Source organism: Chitinophaga sp. SVR4-12A (assembly GCF_056754765.1).
The window spans coordinates 451775-470981 of the sequence record NZ_JBPGWP010000002.1; the positions used below are offsets into that span (position 1 = coordinate 451775).

The 19207-nt window shown below is 49.9% G+C and carries 14 protein-coding genes; 7 read left to right on the plus strand and 7 right to left on the minus strand.

Features of this window, described 5'->3' with window-relative positions:
• Positions 1-58: 58 nt before the first annotated feature.
• The 3 genes from ACR9Y8_RS28280 to ACR9Y8_RS28290 are packed head-to-tail and all read right to left on the minus strand — an operon-like array spanning position 59 to position 6543.
• Complete coding sequence (locus tag ACR9Y8_RS28280) at positions 59-1894, minus strand: arylsulfatase (RefSeq protein ID WP_481216658.1); 1836 nt, start codon at positions 1892-1894, stop codon at positions 59-61.
• Positions 1895-1931: 37 nt separating this feature from the next.
• On the minus strand, positions 1932-3389 hold the full coding sequence (locus tag ACR9Y8_RS28285; RefSeq protein ID WP_481216659.1) for a RagB/SusD family nutrient uptake outer membrane protein: 1458 nt from the start codon (positions 3387-3389) through the stop codon (positions 1932-1934).
• A gap of 19 nt (positions 3390-3408) precedes the next feature.
• A complete protein-coding gene (locus ACR9Y8_RS28290; RefSeq protein ID WP_481216660.1) occupies positions 3409-6543 on the minus strand; it encodes a SusC/RagA family TonB-linked outer membrane protein in 3135 nt (1044 codons plus the stop codon).
• Between the two features lie 452 nt (positions 6544-6995).
• On the opposite strand from ACR9Y8_RS28290, the gene ACR9Y8_RS28295 reads away from it, so the two are divergent.
• Positions 6996-7778 carry an aminoglycoside 6-adenylyltransferase gene (locus ACR9Y8_RS28295; protein ID WP_481216661.1) on the plus strand — a complete coding sequence of 261 codons (783 nt, stop codon included), beginning with the start codon at positions 6996-6998 and terminating at the stop codon, positions 7776-7778.
• A 107-nt stretch (positions 7779-7885) separates the two neighbouring features.
• On the opposite strand, the gene ACR9Y8_RS28300 is transcribed toward ACR9Y8_RS28295, so the two are convergent.
• Entirely contained in the window at positions 7886-8290 is a 405-nt protein-coding gene (locus ACR9Y8_RS28300) for a response regulator (RefSeq protein WP_481216662.1), read from the minus strand.
• 204 nt (positions 8291-8494) lie between these two features.
• The gene (locus ACR9Y8_RS28305) at positions 8495-8920 is read right to left on the minus strand and encodes a DUF1801 domain-containing protein (protein ID WP_481216663.1); all 426 of its coding nucleotides are present in this window, start codon (positions 8918-8920) and stop codon (positions 8495-8497) included.
• A 119-nt stretch (positions 8921-9039) separates the two neighbouring features.
• Between ACR9Y8_RS28305 and ACR9Y8_RS28310 the strand changes: the two genes are divergently transcribed.
• Positions 9040-9396 carry a hypothetical protein gene (locus tag ACR9Y8_RS28310; protein WP_481216664.1) on the plus strand — a complete coding sequence of 119 codons (357 nt, stop codon included), beginning with the start codon at positions 9040-9042 and terminating at the stop codon, positions 9394-9396.
• Positions 9344-9715: a phosphatase PAP2 family protein gene (locus ACR9Y8_RS28315; RefSeq protein ID WP_481216665.1), complete on the plus strand. Its 372-nt coding sequence runs from the start codon at positions 9344-9346 to the stop codon at positions 9713-9715. Before ACR9Y8_RS28310 ends, ACR9Y8_RS28315 begins: the two co-directional genes overlap by 53 nt.
• Here the strand turns inward: ACR9Y8_RS28315 and ACR9Y8_RS28320 are convergent.
• Positions 9692-10420, minus strand: coding sequence for an SGNH/GDSL hydrolase family protein (locus tag ACR9Y8_RS28320; protein ID WP_481216666.1), 729 nt, complete (start codon positions 10418-10420; stop codon positions 9692-9694). The two genes, ACR9Y8_RS28315 and ACR9Y8_RS28320, sit on opposite strands and share 24 nt — an antisense overlap.
• A 184-nt stretch (positions 10421-10604) precedes the next feature.
• Here ACR9Y8_RS28320 and ACR9Y8_RS28325 point away from each other — a divergent pair, with 184 nt between their 5' ends.
• Positions 10605-11063 (plus strand): VOC family protein, encoded by a 459-nt coding sequence (locus ACR9Y8_RS28325; protein ID WP_481216667.1) that lies wholly within the window; start codon positions 10605-10607, stop codon positions 11061-11063.
• Positions 11064-11244: 181 nt separating this feature from the next.
• The gene (locus ACR9Y8_RS28330) at positions 11245-13767 is read left to right on the plus strand and encodes a phosphocholine-specific phospholipase C (protein WP_481216668.1); all 2523 of its coding nucleotides are present in this window, start codon (positions 11245-11247) and stop codon (positions 13765-13767) included.
• A 26-nt stretch (positions 13768-13793) separates the two neighbouring features.
• Here the strand turns inward: ACR9Y8_RS28330 and ACR9Y8_RS28335 are convergent, their stop codons facing one another.
• Entirely contained in the window at positions 13794-13976 is a 183-nt protein-coding gene (locus ACR9Y8_RS28335; protein WP_481216669.1) for a hypothetical protein, read from the minus strand.
• Positions 13977-14288: 312 nt separating this feature from the next.
• Between ACR9Y8_RS28335 and ACR9Y8_RS28340 the strand changes: the two genes are divergently transcribed.
• Together ACR9Y8_RS28340 and ACR9Y8_RS28345 are read left to right on the plus strand one after the other, a co-directional pair.
• Positions 14289-16730, plus strand: a complete 2442-nt coding sequence (locus ACR9Y8_RS28340; protein ID WP_481216670.1) for an ABC transporter permease — start codon at positions 14289-14291, stop codon at positions 16728-16730.
• Positions 16731-16759: 29 nt separating this feature from the next.
• Positions 16760-19198, plus strand: a complete 2439-nt coding sequence (locus ACR9Y8_RS28345; protein ID WP_481216671.1) for an ABC transporter permease — start codon at positions 16760-16762, stop codon at positions 19196-19198.
• The last annotated feature ends 9 nt before the right edge of the window (positions 19199-19207 follow it).

The window sequence follows — 19207 nt, forward strand, 5'->3', positions numbered from 1 at the left end:
AATGCAGCGAATAAGACCCCGCTTCAATCACTAACGACTGATGACTAACGACTGATGACTATTTCACCGCCGTCAGCCTCCTCCTGTTAAACACATCCTCCCAATCTATTAGCGGATAAATATTATTCTTCTTCGCTTCGCTCTCAAACAGCGCTTGCAGCTCTTTCAGCTTCTCCGGGTTTTTTGCCGCCAGGTTATTCCTTTCATTAAAATCCTCTTTCAGGTTATACAGCTCCCATACCTCATTGTCAAAGCCTTTCTTCACCGGCGCTGCACCGGTTGCCGGGTTATTGATATCAATATAATCCGGGTGATGCGCTACGCCTGCTTTCCATCCATCCTTATAAATAGCGCGCGAGCCAAAGATGTAATAATACTGTACCAGGTGACGGGAAGCCGCCGTGGCATCTGTCAGCGAATAAGCGAGGGAAATACCCTGCACGCTATCCTGGCGGATGCCACGAATGGCTTCCGGTTGTTGAATGCCAACAATATCAAGCGTAGTAGGCAGCAGGTCTATGACATGCCCATACTGGTTACGGATGCCGCCTTTGTCCTTAATGCCTTTAGGATAGAACGCGATGAGCGGGTTGTGCGTACCGCCTTCCGCGTTAGCATCCTGTTTATAGTATTTAAAAGGCGTATTGGCCGCTTCTGCCCAACCTAAAGGATAGTTAGTCTGTAATCCTTCCGGTGTGCCGATCTTATCATAATCCGCCAGTGCATTTTTTAATGCCTGCTCTTCTGTAATAGCAGGACCATAACGCACGCGGTTCACCACGCCTTCATACGTACCTTCCTTGCTGGCGCCGTTGTCGCCAACGATCACAAACACCAGGGTGTTCTCCAGCTGGTTGATCTCTTTCAGGTAATTAATGATCCGGCCGATCTCATGGTCTGTATAAGTGAGATACGCCGCATAAACTTCCATGAAACGGGCATACAGCCTTTTTTCATCAGCCGGCAATGAAGCCCATGCTTTGATATTTGGATTGCGTGCAGGCAGTTGTGCATTAGCCGGTATTACGCCCAGTTTTTTCTGTGCGGCGATCACCTTTTCGCGGTATACATCCCAGCCTTCATCAAACTTGCCTTTGTAGATGTCCCGCCATGCTGCAGGCAGCTGGTGCGGCGCATGGGTGGCGCCGGGAGCATAGTACAGGAAGAAAGGTTTATCCGGCGCCGCCTTTTTCTGCCTGGCAATGTAGCCGATCGCTTTGTCGGTTATCTGTTCGTTCAGGTGCCTGCCGTCGGGTTGTACGTGCGCATTGTCTTCTACGAGCGCAGGCAGGTATTGATCTGTTTGTGATCCGAGGAAGCCATAGAAATGATCAAAGCCTTTACCGCTGGGCCAGCGATCAAAGGGGCCCGCGTCGGTAGAATCTGCGTCCGGCGTTACGCCCCATTTGCCGAGGGCGAAAGTATTATAGCCATTGTCGCGCAGGATCTCTGCGATGGTGCCTTTTTCAGATGGAATGCGGCCATCCCAGCCCGGGAAGCCGGCAGAAAGGAAAGTGTGCGCAAAGCCGCCCATATGCGCGGTATGCTGGTTACGGCCCGTGAGCAGCGAAGCGCGGGTAGGGGCGCAGATGGCATTGGTATGGAAATTCGTATACCGCAAACCGTTGTTGGCCAGGCTGTCAAAGGTAGGAGTGGGGATCAGGCCGCCAAATGCGCTGGCAGCGCCAAAGCCCACATCGTCCAGCAGGATCCATACCACGTTGGGTGCGCCTGCGGGCGCTTTAGGCAGTGGTGTCCAGTATTCCTTTGATTCGGCGTAGGTTTTGCCGATCACGCCCTGGAACCCGGGCGGCGGACTGCTTTGCGCGGCAGCCTGACCGGCAACAGCAGCAAGGGCAAGAGAGTAGAGCGCCCTTTTACTTGTTTGTTTCATAATTGTTAGCTTTTAATGAGTGTTATTGTCGATGGGCTTACCAGCCGGGATTTTGTGTGAGCAATGGATTCAGGTCTCTCTCGCTTTGCGGAATGGGATACAAGGTATCCTTCACCGCTGCCCCGGTTTTGGCCGGGAGTTTTTTCAGTGCATCATACAGGTACGTGCCACCCCTCCGGGCCAGGTCAAACCAGCGGTTACCTTCCTGTATGAACTCCTTCCTTCTTTCCAGGAACACCGCTTCCCTGAATTGCGACTGGTTAAGGCTGCCGGCCAGATCAGCTACATGGGCCCTGCTGCGTACGAGGTTGATTGCCGTATAAGCATCAGCGGTAGGACCGCCGTTTATTTCATTCAGCGTTTCAGCATACAACAACAGGATGTCTGCGTAGCGGAGCACCGGGTAATTGATGCCGCTCTGGGCCTGGTTGGTGAGCGGCGAGAGGCTGTAGTCGATGAACTTGGCAAAGCGCGGTGCGCCGAAGTCTACTATCTTGCCGGTGGCCGCATTATACAGTTGGGTAAAGAAGGTAACGGAACGGCGGGTGTCATACTCATCAAACAATTGGTAAAGGCTGTCTGAAGGGAGATCGCCTGGGTATACGGCCACATTGAAAGAGTTAAAGGCGCCGGAGCTGACAAACTGCGTACTGTTCTTCGCGCCCAGGTTGGTCTCAAACTGTACGGAGAAGAGATGCTCCTTGCCATTCTTGGTAGCTTTCTGGAAAGCGTCCTGGTAATTGTCGAAGAGATCATAGCCGTAACCGCCATTGATCACCCGCTGTAATTCGGCAAGGGCAGCAGCCCACTGGCGGCGGGTAACGTACACCTTGGCCAGCAGCCCGTGTGCCGCACCGCTGGTAGCCCTGCCTTTATCCGCGCCGGTAAAGGTTTTGGGCAGCCTGGTAGCATCTGTAAGATCTGCAATGATCTGCTGGTACACACTGTCTCTGGAGGTGCGGGGCACCAGCAGTTTGTTTACGTCCACGGTAGTGGGATCATGCAGTATTAAAGGCACATCACCATGAAAGCGTACCAGGTTAAAGTACAACAGCGCCCGTATAAATTTTGCCTCCCTTACCAGCTGCGAGCGCAGTGCGGTATCGATGGGGATGCCAGGAATATTGTCAATCGCTACATTGGCCCTGCTGATGCCGTAATAGTGCTGTTGCCAGCTTTTCTTTACGCGGTCGTTGGTGGCCACATAGGTGGCGGTGCCCAGGGCCCGCACATCGGGGTTGGTATTGGAAGGACTGAACACCTGGTCGTCGCTGCCATTGCCGGTTAGCAGGTTCAGGTTCCTGCCATAGATCGGGAAATCAGCGGCAGGATCGCTGTTCAGCGTGCTGTATGCCGCCGCTACAGCAGCCCTGGCATCCGATTCTGTTTTATAGAACTGGGGACCGGTGATAATGGAATCCGGGTTTTCCGACAGTTTATTGCAGGATACAGATAAGCTGCCTGCAAGCAATAACAGTATATATAATCTTTGCATTGTTCTTTTTTTTATTGAATTAGAAGGTGACGTTCAAACCGGCCAGGAAAGTTTTGGAAGGCGGATAGATGCCGTAGTCGATCCCCTGTTTGGTATTGTCGCTGTCATAGAAATTCACTTCCGGGTCGTAGCCGCTGTAGCTGGTAATGGTTAAGAGGTTCTGTGCAGAAACGTATACGCGTAGCTGTTTGGCATGGATCCTGGAAACGATGCCTTGTGAAAGCGTATAACCCAGGGTGATGTTTTTCAGCTTGGCATAGGAACCATCTTCAATGTATTTGTCTGTTACCTGCGCTACCGGTGCATTGGTGGCTTTTGGGAAAGTGCCGTTCGGGTTGCCCGGGCTCCATCTGTCCAGCAGGGTAGCCGATGCATTCAGCGAAAGGGTAGGGATCTCCAGCTTTTGCTGCAGCAGGTTGAAGATCTTGTTGCCATAGGAACCCTGGAAGAAGAAAGACAGGTCAAAATGCTGGTAGTTCAGCGTGTTGGAAAAACCGAAAGTGAACTTCGGCTGTGCGCTGCCCAGGTTGTGCTTATCGGTGGTGGTCACCACACCATCGCCGTTCCAGTCAACATACTTGCGGTCGCCTTCCCGTTGCGACACGCCTGCCAGCAGCGGGGCGCCTTTCGATACATCTGTGGCGCTGAGCAGGCCCTGGGTGCTATAGCCCCAGAAAGTGCTCACGGGCAATCCCACCTGCACGATCACCGGTGATACCTGGCCTGTAGGCGCCAGGGGGAAGAAGCTGCCGGCGCCTCCCAGGTTCAGCACTTTGTTCCGGTTGGCGGCAAATACCAGGGTAGAGCGCCAGCTGAAATTCTCTGTTTTGATATTATTCGTGTTCAGGCTCAGCTCTATTCCCTTGTTCTCTACGCTGCCCACATTCTGCAGGGAGCTGGCATAACCGGTATATAGAGGGAAGGGTACGTTAAGCAGCAGGTCGCTGGTCTTTTTGTAGTATACATCAAAGATCAGATTTACACGATCATTAAAAAGGCCCAGGTCAACACCGGCATTGTACTGGGTAGTGGTTTCCCATTTCAGTTCAGGGTTGGTGATCTGCAGCGGGGCGATGCCCGTTACCAGTGCGCCGTTGAAATAATAGTTGGTGGGCGCCAGCGCCGCCAGTGAGCTGTAAGGCGGCACTTCCGAGTTACCGGTACGGCCTGCGCTCAGCCTTACTTTGAGGTTGCTGATATTGCGGCTCAGTGGTTTGAAGAAATCTTCCTGGCTGACATTCCACGACAGTCCGATAGCCGGGAAGAAGCCCCAGCGATGGTTTGCGCCCAGTTTAGAAGAGCCGTCAGCCCGCTCTGAAATGGTCACGTTGTACTTGTGTTTATAAGAGTAATTCACCCTGGCCAGGTAAGAATTCAAGGTAGACTGATGGGCGTTTGATATCGGTAGCAAAGCGGTGGCGGCATAGCTCAGGTTATCATATTCCGTAAGATCGTTCGGGAACTTCTGTGCACTGGCCACTGCAGATTCGTCTTTTGCAAACTGCGTGGTATAGCCTGCCAGTACATTCACGAAGTGCTTGTCTTCAAAGGAATGATCCCAGGTAAGCGTGTTCTCGTTCAGCCAGGTCACTGCCGTTCCGCTGCCAACGGAGGCATATCCGCCGGCAGAGTAGCCGTTAGAGCTGCCCGCCGGTGCAGCCGTGTTGGAAGGCGCATAATAATTCTGCTTGGTGTTCAGCAGGTCTGCACCCGCTGTTACTTTTACCACCAGCTCTTTCAGCAGCCTGTATTCGGCGGAGATGTTACCCAGCACGCGCGTGATGTTACTGCGGTTGGTAGTGGCGGTAATATCCTGCAGGGGATTGGTGGGCGTAGTGGTATAGGGGCTGCTGATGTTGTAGCTGCCGTCCTCGTTCCAGATCTTCGCCACGGGGGAAGATAGGATCAGGCTGGGATAAGCGCCGGAAAAATTGATGCTGTTATAAGGAGGACCGAACAATTTATCTGCCGATGCCTGGCTGCCGAAGATATTGGTGTTCACCTTGAATCGTTCATTCACGATCCTTTCGTAGTTAACACGGCCGGAGTAGCGTTTGAAACCGGTATTGAGCAGGGTGCCCTGCTGGTTGAAATAGTTACCGGAGACCAGGTAACGGTTCTTATCATCTCCGCCGGAGACAGACAGCTCATGGTGCTGTATCGTGGCGTCACGGAGGCCGGCATTTTGCCAGTCAGCGCCTTCGCCTAGCGCGGCGATCTGTGCATCTGTAAAGGTTTTCGTTTTTCCATCGCTTACATTGATATCATTCACCAGCGAGGCCCATTGCGAGGCATTGAGCAGATCGAGCTTTTTAGACACCTGCTGCCGTCCTACATAGGTGCTATAGTGCACATCACTGCTGCCTCTTTTACCCCTGCGGGTGGTGATCAGCACCACGCCGTTGGCGCCACGCGAGCCGTAGATGGCAGTGGCGGAGGCATCTTTCAGGATCTCCACAGATTCAATGTCGCTGGGGTTGATGGTAGACAGGGCGTTCACACTGGCGCCGTTGGATGCGCCGGTATTCGTGTAATCATTATTGTTATATACGATGAAACCATCTATCACATATAAAGGCTCGTTGCCAAAAGAGATGGAATTGCCGCCGCGTACGCGGATGGTAGCAGTACTGCCCGGCTGGCCGGAGCTTTGTGTAACAGCGATACCGGATACAGCGCCCTGCAGCAGGTTGTCAAAAGAAACGGCAGGCAGCGCCAGCACAGCTTTGGGCAGAGAAGCCACAGATCCGGTGAGGTCACTCTTTTTTTGGGTACCATAGCCTACCACCACCACATCATTTAGCTGGGTATTAGCTTCCTGTAGGGGAATGTCCAGGTTACCGTAACTGTCAACGTTGATCTCTGCCGTTTTGTAACCTACATAACTGATAATATAAGTCACAGGCACACGTTGTCCGGTCACAAATTTAAACGCGCCGTTGTTATCTGTTACCACGCTGTGTGTAGTGCCCTTGATGCGCACCACGGCGGCAGGCAAGGGGTCCTTTGTTCTTTCATCGTAGACGCGCCCGGTGAGCAGCACATTGTTGTTCTGTGCCCATAATGCAGGCCCGGTAAGCAGCAGGAAAAACAGGAGGGAAAAGGAAATACGGTAGCGGCAGGTATATTTTTTATACCTTTGGAACAGATTCATGTTAATGATGTTTTATCGTTAATGTAAATCAGCGATGATGATCAGTAAGTGATTGGCGTTACTGGACTGATCTCATCCCTTCCCGGTAAAATCTTTTTACCGGGTTCTTTCGGCGAAACCTTTTTGTATATAAATGTTGGTTTTAAATTAAAAATATCCTGTATCTGGAATAGCGATCATTGTCCACGCAATAGTCAAACAGGAAAGAGGAAACCAGCCCTAACAACAACAGCATTCCTTTAACAGGATAACGCAGTAGTGGCCCGGGTGGGCGGCCGGCCTGGATAATAGTGATAATGAAGAATTGATGGTTGATGTTGCTCCCATAACAATAGTAATTGTTGAGCATCTGGCCTGGTGGGCGCCAAATCCGGATACAAAGATAATGTTACTTTTCAAAAAGTCTACTAAACTAGTAGGAAAGTATAAAAAATTCTTCAGCAGGTATTATTATGATACAGCAGCAATTTGCAAAAAGAGCAGCGGAGCTATTAAAGAATGACCCCGGTGTGATCGGCCTCGCAGTAGCCGGTTCCTGGATTACCAATGAGATAGACCCTTATTCTGACCTGGATCTTGTACTGGTTACGAAAGAGCAGGTAAGCAACAAACCTGCTATGGAAGCTTATGCGGGCCAGTTGGGAAAATTGTTGAACGCCTTTACAGGAGAGCATGTAGGAGAGCCCCGTTTGTTGATCTGTTTATATGATGATCCTCTTTTGCATGTAGACATTAAGTTCCTGACCTTGCCCGAGTTCCATGACCGTATTGAAGACCCGGATATCCTGCTGGACAGGGAAGGAGCCCTGGCCAATGTTATTATTACTACCACTGCTGTCTGGCCTTACCCGGACTATCAGTGGCTGGAAGATCGTTTCTGGACATGGTTGCACTACATTGCTACTAAGCTGGGCAGGGGAGAGTACTTTGAAGCCCTGGACGGCATAGGTTTCCTGCGTGCCAGGGTGCTGGCGCCGCTCATGCAGGTAAAGAACGGGCTTCGTCCCAAGGCCTTGCGCAAGCTGGAAAAAGAACTGCCTCCTGCAGACATGGACGACCTGATTGCTACAGTAGCCGACTACGATCCTGCCGCTATTTCAGAAGCTTTACTGCATTGTGTTCGTATCTACAGGGAATTGCGGATGCAGCTCATCCCTGCAGACGTTCAGCTTCATACAGCTACAGAACAACGTAGCGTGGCATATTTGCAACAGGTTAGTGCATTGGTGCAATAACGCTGTTACGATGGTAATGAATTACAAACAGGAATTAGCTGCGGGGTTGTTTTCGGTAAAGATAAGGTTGTAGTTTCCTATAATTGCTCACATCCGGTTAAGCATGGTTATTTTACAAAAGTCCAGTTTTTAGACAACACATTTGAAAGGGCTTCGCATAGGTCACCGTAGGTAGTTGGCTTGGTCAGAAAATGCATGGCGCCCATTTGAATGGTTTCCGAACAATCATCTGTAAGTTTTGAAGTGGTGTAAATAATAATGTGGGTTTGGTCGAGCTTTCTTATCTTCTTCAACTCTCTAAGGCATTGCTTGCCGCTTAGCATAGGCATGTTCAGGTCCAGGAAAATGAAGTCAGGTATAGGATACCGATCTGTGTCTAGTATGTTAAGCGCTTCGAGTCCGTTTTTACAGGTATAGCAAACAGCGGACCTATCAACCTCTTTCAGCGCCTCGCAAAAGAACTCCCGGTCGTCGGGATCGTCATCGATGATCAATAGTATTTTTGGTCTCATCGGTTTGGATTTAGATGGTTCTAAGGAAAGACTAGTGGATTAAATTTACCGAATTTTTATAGATTGCGAGCAGCTGAATGTTGTAAAATATCTTTCAAAATCAGGTATTTCCCCCGCGTTACAGAAAATATTAGATGAAAGATGCTAATGGCCGGCGCTCTTACCTTCGCATAGGATGAATCCGCTACGTTCCAGCGCATGATATTATTCAGTGGAGTACTTTGACTTCAGGAAGCGTGTTGACGCAATTACCAGTTGTTTTAACACCGTGGTATCCACATCCTCCAATTTTTTAATATAGAGGCACCCTTTGCCCGTTTTGTGTTTTCCCAGCTTTTGCAGAAGGTCCTGATTATTGCCGGCCTCAAGCATTACGTAAAAAGTGATTGCCTCCTTGCGGGGAGAAAAGGCGGACAGGGGAGCATCTCCTTCATGGCCGCTTTCATACTTATAGTGATAGCTGCCAAAGCCCACAATGCCGGGGCCCCACATCTTCGGGGGATAACCGGTCACCTCCTGCATCAGCTGCAGCACAGTAAAACAATCGCGGCGTTTCTTTTCGTCCGGTACAGTGTCCAGGAAGGCCTGTACATCGTTCTCGTTGGGGAGTGTTTTGGGTTGCTTCGCCATTAGGAAGATTTTAACATTTCAGGTATAACAAAGATAGGCCAGCAGGCGTTATCAGGTGCAGGGGCCTACAGAAATGCTTCAGAATCCCTACCTAAATTTGCTTGTTTTTAAACTGTACAATGAAAGATCAACTGGTTGCGAAAATCTGTGCTGTTACAATAGTACTACAGCTGTTCTTATTTGGAGGTAATGGCGCGCAGGCACAAAGCCTTGACATTAAATGGCTAAGGTCTGTTAATTACAATTCTGACAAAACAGAGATGACGTATAAGGCCATGAATGGCTTTAGTAAAAGCGTCTATTTCGTTGCGGCAGGTGTACCCCTTGCCCAATTGGCCGTGGGCTACAGTACCGGCGATAAACAAACGATCCGCAATGGTTGGGTAAGCCTTGCAGGCCAGGGAGTTACACAACTGATCACCTTTGCGGGAAAGAATACCATCCGCCGCGAAAGGCCCTATCTCCAAATACCCTGATATTCATACCAATGTGTATGATGATACCTATTCATTCCCCTCTGGGCATACTTCCATGGCCTTTTCCACCGCCACGATGCTGAGCCTTCAGTACCCGAAATGGTATGTGATAGTGCCCTCTTTTGCGTATGCCGGAGCGGTGGGCTATTCCAGGATGTACCTGGGGCGCCACTATCCCAGCGACGTATTTGCAGGAGCCGTGGTGGGCGCCGGAACGTCTTTTCTTTGCTATAAACTGAACAAATGGTTGCAGGGCAGGCATGCCGCCCGTCAGCGCCCATTGGTAAATCCTTTCTCACCCCTGGATCAGCCTTTTTAAATAAGCCGGGTAACTGGCGTTGTCAAGGCTGCCGTCTCCCCAGGTGATACTGTCGCCAAAGCATACAATGCGGCCGGCAGGCAGCTGATTGTACATGATATAATCGTAAACGGCCAGGCCTATCACCCGGTAGCCATCGGGAGTAGGGTGTACGCCGTCCTTCCTGGGACTGTTGGACTCATTCAACAGCAGGCAGCTGGCTTCCGTGCCGATATTGCCAATCTTCTCAAACAGGTTCCCCATATCCAGCAGGTTTGTTTGCATCGTGCCGGCCATCTCCCTGATGATATTATTGAGCGCTATTCTCCGTTCTTCCGGGCTTTCCGTGGCAAAGAAGGCGGCGGGATGGCGGGTAAGGAGGTAAGGACTGTAAAAAGGCAGCAGGGTCATTAACAGCACTTTACTGCCACTGTCGCTGATACGTTGTACCAGCTGCTGCAGATTCTCTTTATAAACGCCCGCAGGAAGGTATTTCGCATGGTTCAGCCCGTCGTTGGTGCCTGCCATCAGGATGGTCAATTCGGGCTTATGCGCCAGACAGTCTTTATCCAGCCGTTCCAGCAGGTCTTGTGTATTGTTGCCGGGAACACCGGCGTTGATGATAATCGTATCTTCCTTCATCCGGCTGCGTGCAGTTAATGTAAAAGGTAAAGCGGTACCGATGGCTTTCAGCGCTGTATTGGCAAGAAAAGTCCTCCTGTTCATAACTCTTCAAGGTTTGAAGTTTGAGGTTTGAAGTTTGAGGTTCGTTGGAGGTTAAATGTTCCAAACCGGTAACTTGTCCTGAACCTGTAACATTAATGAACCTCAAACTTCAAACCTCAAACGTTTAATTTACAAAAAATACGGGTACGTTTGTTAAATTTGGATATTAACCAAATGTCCCGTTATGATCACTAAAATGTCGCACACTTCTTTATTTGTGCTGGACCAAGACAAGGCTTACGATTTTTATGTTAACAAACTCGGTTTTAAAGTGCATACCGACGTGGTAATGACGGATGACAACTGCGAAGACGGCGTGAAGGCAGGTAAGGACGCAGACAATGAAGCCTATCGCTGGTTAACCGTTAACCCGCCTGACCAACCCGACCTCGAGATCATCCTCATGCCCATTACCGGCTTAGACTTCGAAGCGCAAAAAGCCGTGCGCGTACTCCTGGAAAAAGGCCTGCTGGGCGCCGGCGTATTATATACTCCCAATTGCAAAGCCACCTATGAAGAGCTGAAAGCAAAGGGCGTAGAGTTTAAATGTCCGCCGCGCGAACAGTTCTATGGCATTGAATGCATCATTTCTGATGGCGTAGGTAACTGGTTTAGCATGACAGAACCTAAAGTGCAGGAGTAAGATTCCTCCCAGCTATTGTAAGACAAGAGAACAGCGTCGCCAGATGACAGCGCAACGTCGTGAGCGGATCTCCGGGGTGCTGCAAGCAGGCTTATATTGCCATTGTATTAATATATTTAGTTGTTCTGGGTTATTAGCAAACCTTGAATATTTTTACGCTTGTAAACATTTGTATACAATCATGGATTCAAGAAGGGAATTTCTCAAAAAAGCAGCCCTGTTATCCGGCGCTGCAGGCTTCGCAACATTACCGGCTTCCGTTCAGCGCGCACTGGCTATAGATCCTGCCCCTGGCACCACCTACCTGGATGCGGAACATATCGTGTTCCTCATGCAGGAGAATCGCTCTTTTGACCATTGCTATGGCGCTTTACAGGGCGTACGCGGCTTTAATGACCCGCGGGCCATCCGCCTGCCCAATAAGAACAGCGTATGGCTGCAAACAAATGCAGCCGGCGAAACCTATGCTCCCTTCCGGCTTGATATAAAAGATACCCGGGTGACCTGGATGGGCTCACTCCCGCACTCCTGGAGCAACCAGGTAGATGCCCGCAACAACGGCAAATACGATAAATGGCTGGATGTAAAACAGTCCGGCCATCACGAATACTCCAAAATGCCCCTGACCATGGGCTACTATACCCGCCAGGACATTCCCTTCTATTACGCCCTGGCAGACGCCTTCACCGTATGCGATCAGCACTTCTGCTCTTCGCTGACCGGCACCACGCCTAACCGCCTGTATTTCTGGACGGGCACCATCCGCGCTAAGCAGCATGAAAGCTCGCCCGCACTGGTATGGAATGAAGAAGCAGATTACAACAACATGGTAAGCTGGAAAACTTACCCGGAACGACTGGAAGAAGGAGGCGTTTCCTGGAAGATCTACCAGAATGACCTGAGCGTGGAAGGCGGCTTCACCGGCGAAGAAGACAGCTGGCTGGCCAACTTCGGCGATAACCCGATCGAATATTTTACACAATACCACGTAAAGCTGTCTGAAAGATACCTGAACTACCTGGATAAGGCCGCCGCTAAACTACCTGCTGAAATAGCCGCGCTGGAGAAACAGCTGGAAGCAGCAACGGCAGACAAAGCAGATACGCTGAAGAAAACAATCCAGCGTAAAAAAGAAGAGCTGGAACGTGTGAAGAAAGACCAGCAGCTGTATACCCGTGAAAAATATGCACAGCTTTCACCGCAAATGAAAAGCCTGCACGAAAAAGCATTCAGCGTAAATAAAAACGATCCCGGTTTCGGACAGCTCACCACCCTGCAATACCAGGATGGTAACGCCAGCCGGAAAGTGACCATTCCCAAAGGGGATATCCTGTACCAGTTCCGGGAAGATGTGAAGAATGGCGCCCTGCCCACGGTGTCCTGGCTGGTAGCCCCGGAGAATTTCTCTGATCACCCCAGCTCCGCGTGGTACGGCGCCTGGTACGTGTCTGAAGTGATGGACATCCTCACCCAGAACCCGGAAGTATGGAAGAAGACGATCTTTGTGCTCACCTACGACGAGAACGATGGTTATTTTGATCACGTACCTCCCTTTGTAGCGCCTAACCCGCGTGATAAAGAAAGCGGTAAAGTATCCGCAGGCATCGATGCCAGCGTAGAGTTTGTAAGCCGGCAGCAGGAGCAGCAACGCTCCTGGATCGATGAAGACCATAAGCGCGAAAGCGCTATCGGCCTGGGCTACCGTGTGCCCCTCGTGATCGCTTCTCCCTGGAGCCGCGGCGGATGGGTGAACTCACAGGTATTTGATCATACCTCATCTTTGCAGTTCCTGGAAGATTTCCTGCAGCATAAAACAGGCAAGCCGCTGCAGGAGCCTAATATCAGCGCCTGGCGCCGTGCAGTGTGCGGCAACCTTAGCTCTGTTTTCAGGCCCTACAACGGCGAAAAGATCAAACAGCCCGCTTTTGTAGAAAAAGATGCTTTTATCGAAAGCGTGCATAAAGCTCAGTTTAAGGGAGTGCCCAATGATTATAAAAAACTAACGCCCGAAGAAATAGCACTGATCAACCGCAATCCTGCCGCTACTACTTTAATGCCCAGCCAGGAGAAAGGTATCCGTCCTTCCAATGCGCTGCCTTATGAGTTATACGTGGATGGTCAGCTGAGCAGGGATGGCAATACGTTTGAAATATCCTTTGCCGCTGCTAACAAAGCCTTTGGCAAAAAGGCCGCAGGCGCGCCCTTTACGGTATATGCCCCTGGCAGGCATAAAGGCGAAGATATGAGCGTATGGTCTTATGCAGTAACCGCGGGCGACAAACTGGAAGATGCCTGGCAGCTGAGTAACTTTGAGGGCAGCCAGTATCATTTACAGGTACATGGCCCCAATGGTTTCTTCCGCGAATTCAAAGGCAGCAGCAAAGATCCGCAGCTGGCCCTTAGCTGCGTGTATCCATATGGTGCAGGTCAAAAACCTACCGGCCAATTGTTAATGAAGCTTGTTAATAATAGCAAGGCTGCTGTATCAGCACAGATCACAGATAATTCGTACAAAACCCGCACACGAACGCTGTTGGTGGATGCAGGCGCATCCAAAGAAGTGTTGCTGGATCTTAACAACAGCTTTGGCTGGTACGATCACAGTGTCAAGCTGAAAGGTAACAGCCAGTTTGAACAACGCTTTGCAGGCCGCGTAGAAACAGGGAAGACCAGCTTTACTGATCCGCTCATGGGGAGAGTGTAGAATAACGTGTGCTGAACTGCGCAGAATCAATTTCCCACATGGACATTTTGTGTCGAGGGCTGCAGCTTTTTGGCGATAGGCGCCAAAATGGAGAAGTCTTCATGCGAACCATTCGCAAAGCGCAGGAAATACTTTTCCTGTGCAGGGATGTGTTGTGAGAAAACATATACGGAGTCAAACTCATTGGAACGGCCGCTGCTAAGGTACATATATGGCATAGTGATTTTCTCAGGCACATAGGGAGGCAGTTGCAATATCCGATCGTATTGTCTGTCCCATGCCGTATCAAAGCCGTAATAATGCGTTTCTGTGCCATCAAAAGACAGCAGGCATTTTTCATATGCGAGGGTTGTTTAACTAAATTAAAGCAGCAAAGTTTAAGGCAACGTTAAAGTGCGTTATTGTCCGGAAGCGGACACGCCACTCTCAAAAACGGACAATATAATATTTTAAATAGCTGATTTTCAATGCGCCATCGCCGGGCATCACCTTTGTATCAACACGGTAACTCAATCTGACTCATGCTGAAGAATTATTTCAAGATTGCCATCCGGCAACTGTCCAGGCAGAAAATGTATGCTGCTATCAAGATAGGCGGCTTTGCATTAAGTATTGCCGCCTGTTTGCTGATCGCTTTATATATCAGGTACGAGCTGAGTTACGACAGGTCCTATCCGGATGCAGACCGCATTTACAGGATGGTGGGAGAGCGGACTGATAACGGTGTTACGCAGCCCAAGAACCTTTCCTGGCCTGCGCCTTTTGCAAAGGCCTTAAGGGATGAGTTCCCGGAAGTAGAAATGACAGCACGCATCAATCCCAGCCAGCTGGTAGCAGGTCCCAGGCAGCTGAGACGGGCCGATAAAGTGGAAAATACCTATGAAGAGGGATTCACTTTTGCAGATCCCGAACTGCTGGAGATATTTGATATACCGATGGTATACGGAGATCATGCGCATGCATTGGATGGGCCCAATACCATTGTGATCTCTAAAAGAAAAGCAGATAAATATTTCCCGCATGAGAACCCGGTAGGCAAGGTGCTCATCCTCAATGATGATCTTAGCAAACCTTTCCGGGTAGGCGGTGTGATGGAAGATTTCCCCGCCAATACCCATTTAAAATATGATTTCCTGATCTCGCAGAAAGGTACTGAGCTGTGGCCGGGCGAGCAATCTGCCTGGCTGGCCAGTAATTACGAGACTTATGTGCGCCTGCGGCGCGGCGTAAATATTGATCAATTTAATAAGAAGGTGCTCGATGTTATTCTTCATAAGTACTGGATCCCCGTGTTAAAGCAGGCAGGTGCAAAGGAAGTGGATGAGATCGGGAAGTCCATCAAAGTAAATCTCTTTGCGCAGCCATTAAAAGACATCCATCTGCACTCTTATGATGTGGATGAAGACAGGCCGCATGGCGATATCCGTTTTATCTGGCTCTTCGGTGCTATCGCTGCTTTCATCCTGGTCATTGCCTGCATTAATTTTATTAATCTTTCCACCGCAAGATCGGCCAGCCGTGCAAGAGAAGTGGGCCTGAAGAAAGCGATCGGCTCTTACCGCATCGATCTTGTAAATCAGTTCCTGGCAGAATCACTGCTCTATAGTTTCCTTTCCTTTGCCATCGGCATGCTGATGGCCTGGTTGCTGTTACCTTATTTCAGTACCTTATCAGCGAAGCCCTTGTCTATTCCATGGACAGCCTGGTGGCTGGCGCCGCTGTTCATCGGCAGCGCATTTGTAATAGGCATCGTGGCGGGTTTATACCCGGCATGCTATCTTTCTTCCTTCCAGCCCATAGCGGTACTGAAAGGGCAGTTAAGCATGGGGTCCAGAAATTCCAATCTAAGAAGCACCCTGGTGGTTTTCCAGTTCACCGCTTCTGTTATCCTGATCATTGGCACCATCGTCATTAACCGCCAGATGCAGTTTATCCTGCACAGAGAGCTGGGTTTTGAAAAAGAACAGGTGCTCATGATCGAAGGCGCCGGCGCCCTGGGCCAGCAGGTGAAGACCTTCAAGCAGGAGCTGCTGCAGCTGCCGCAGGTGCAGCAGGTGTCGGTGAGCGACTTTTTACCGGTAGACGGCACCAAACGAAATGGGAACGGCTTCTCGAAAGCCGGAAAAGAAAAAGAAGAGCTGGAAGTGCCAGGCCAGGTTTGGACGGTAGATCATGACTACATCCAAACAATGGGAATGCACCTGGTGGCCGGCCGGAATTTTTCAAAGAGCATGTCTACCGATTCGCAGGCCACTATCATTAACCAGGCAATGGCAGCCAAGGTTTTCCCGGGCGAAAAAGAGGTCGTAGGGAAGCGGATTTCCAATAGTTACACTACATACGAAGTAATAGGCGTGGTGAAGGATTTCAATTTTGAAACCATGCGCAATACCATCAAACCTGTGTCTATGGTGCTGGGCAACAGTCCTACCATTGTTTCCGTCAAGCTGAAAACAGCGGACATGCAAAAATCAATTGCTGCTGTCAGCAGCGTGTGGAAGAGCATTGCCCCACATCAGCCTTTCCGTTATACTTTCCTGGATCAACGCTTTGCTGCAATGTATGATGATGTACGCCGCACCAGTATCATCTTCACCAGCTTTGCCGTGTTAGCGATCATCGTAGCTTGTCTGGGCCTCTTCGCATTGTCTGCCTACATGGCGGAACAACGTAGTAAAGAGATCAGCATTCGTAAGGTGCTGGGCGCCTCTGTGGCACAGGTCACTGCCCTGATATCAAAAGACTTTATCAGGCTGGTAGTGATCGCCGTATTGCTGGCCTCACCCATTGCCTGGTGGGGCATGAACAAATGGCTGCAGGATTTTGCCTATCAAACCACCATCAGCTGGTGGATCTTTGCAGTAGCGGGCATACTGGTGGTGATCATCGCCCTGGTAACGATCAGTTTCCAATCCATCCGGGCGGCCGTGGCCAATCCCGTAGATAGTTTGCGAGGAGAGTAAAAAATAACACGCTTACCCAAATCTATATCATGCTGAAGAATTATCTCAAGATTGCCTTCCGGCAACTGTCCAAACAGAAAATGTATGCAGCTATTAAGATAGGTGGCTTTGCACTGAGTATTGCGGCCTGTTTACTGATCGCTTTATATATCAGACACGAGCTGAGCTATGACAGTTACTATCCAAATGCAAGCCGCATTTACAGGATGGTAGGAGAGATGACAGATGAAGGCGTGACAGAGAAAGGTACCTCCTGGCCTGCACCGTTTGGTAAGGCGATAAAAGACGAGTTCCCTGAAATGGAGCTTGTGGCCCGTGTTATGCCAAACTCCTTGTTCAACGGGGCAGGTAGTAACCAGCTGCGGCGGGCAGATAAAGCAGAGAATACTTTTGAGGAAGGATTTACCTATGCAGATCCTGAACTGCTGCAAATGTTCAGCATACCGATGGTATATGGAGACCGGGAACATGCATTGAACGAGCCTAATACAATCGTTATATCTAAAAGGAAAGCTGATAAATATTTTCCTAACGAGGATCCTGTGGGGAAGGTATTGATCCTGAACGACGACCTTAAAAGGCCATACCGCATCGGCGGCGTGATGGAGAATTTTCCGGATAACAGCCATTTTCGGTATGATTTCCTGCTTACGCTGAAGGGAGTGGAGTTTTGGCCCACTGAGCAAACGGAATGGCTGTCCAGCAACTATGATACTTATGTAATGCCACGGCCCGGAAGTGATATGGAGCGCTTTAATGCAAAGCTGTTAAATGTTGTCGTTTACAAATACTATGTACCCGCATTGAAGCGGGCCGGCAATAAGATAGTAGAAAAGGTGGGGAAATCTTTGCAGTTAAAGATCATTTCGCAACCTGTGAAGGATATTCACCTGAGGTCCGGTGGAATTGATGGTGGAAAAAACGGGATGATCTTCATGTGGCTGTTTGGCGCTATCGCTTTGTTTATCCTCGTGATCGCATGTATCAACTTTATCAATCTGGCTACTGCAAGGTCAGCCAACCGGGCAAAAGAAGTAGGCTTGAAAAAAGCCATCGGCTCCTATAGAAGCGACCTGGTGAAACAATTCCTGTCGGAATCACTCCTGTATAGTTTTCTTTCTTTCGCGATCGCTATAGTAGTGGCCTGGTTGCTGTTGCCATATTTCAATACCCTGTCCGGCAAATCCTTGTCTATGCCCTGGACAGCCTGGTGGCTGGCGCCATTGTTTATTATCTCAGCATTTATAATTGGTATAGTGGCGGGGCTTTATCCTGCATTTTATCTTTCTTCCTTTCAGCCAATTGCGGTATTGAAAGGCAAAGTAAGCAGGGGCGCTAAAAATTCCAACCTGAGAAGTACCCTGGTGGTGTTCCAGTTCACTACTTCTATTATCCTGATCATCGGTACATTTGTTATTTACCGTCAAATGCAGTTTATCCTTAACAGGGAGCTGGGGTTTGAAAAAGACCAGGTGCTGATGATGCAGGGCGCCAATACCCTGGGCAAGCAGGTAGGTGTTCTGAAACAGGAGCTTCTGCAGCTGCCGCAGGTGGAGCATGTTGCTATCAGTGATTACCTGCCGGTGTCCGGAACAAAACGAAATGGCAATCCTTTCTGGAAAGAGGGCAAAACAACAGAGGAGAACTCAGTGGATGGCCAGTTCTGGAACATAGACCTGGACTATATCGAGACCATGGGCATGCAGATCGTAGCCGGCCGCAATTTTTCAAAGGATATGCCCACGGATTCCCAGGCCGCTATTATCAACCAGACCATGGCAGCTAAACTGTTCCCCGGGGAGAAGAATGTGGTAGGGAAGCGTTTGACCAATGGTGGGCCCCCGCGTGAGATTGTTGGTGTTGTAAAAGACTTCAACTTCGAAAGCATGCGGAGCCGTATTGTACCGCTTTGCATGGTGTTGGGCAACAGCCCCACCATCATTTCCGTCAAATTGAAGACTGCAGACATGCGTAAGACCATCGCCGCCATCACCGGCGTATGGAAGAACATCAGCCCACATCAGCCTTTCCGCTATACTTTCCTGGATGAGCGTTTTACAGCCATGTATGATGATGTGCAGCGTACCGGCAGGATCTTTACCAGTTTTGCCGTACTGGCTATTATCGTGGCCTGCCTGGGGCTTTTTGCCCTCTCCGCTTATATGGCGGAACAACGTAGTAAAGAGATCAGCATCCGTAAGGTGCTGGGCGCTTCTGTAGCACAGGTGACAGCCCTGATCTCAAAGGATTTTGTGAAACTTGTAGTGATCGCCTTACTGCTGGCTTGTCCGGTAGCCTGGTGGGGCATGAACAAATGGTTGCAGGATTTTGCGTATCAGACCACCATCAGCTGGTGGATCTTTGCGGCAGCAGGTGCGCTGGTGGTGATCATCGCCCTGGCAACGATCAGCTTTCAGTCGATCAGGGCGGCGGTGGCCAACCCTGTGGATAGTTTGAAGAGCGAATAAGGGCACTGT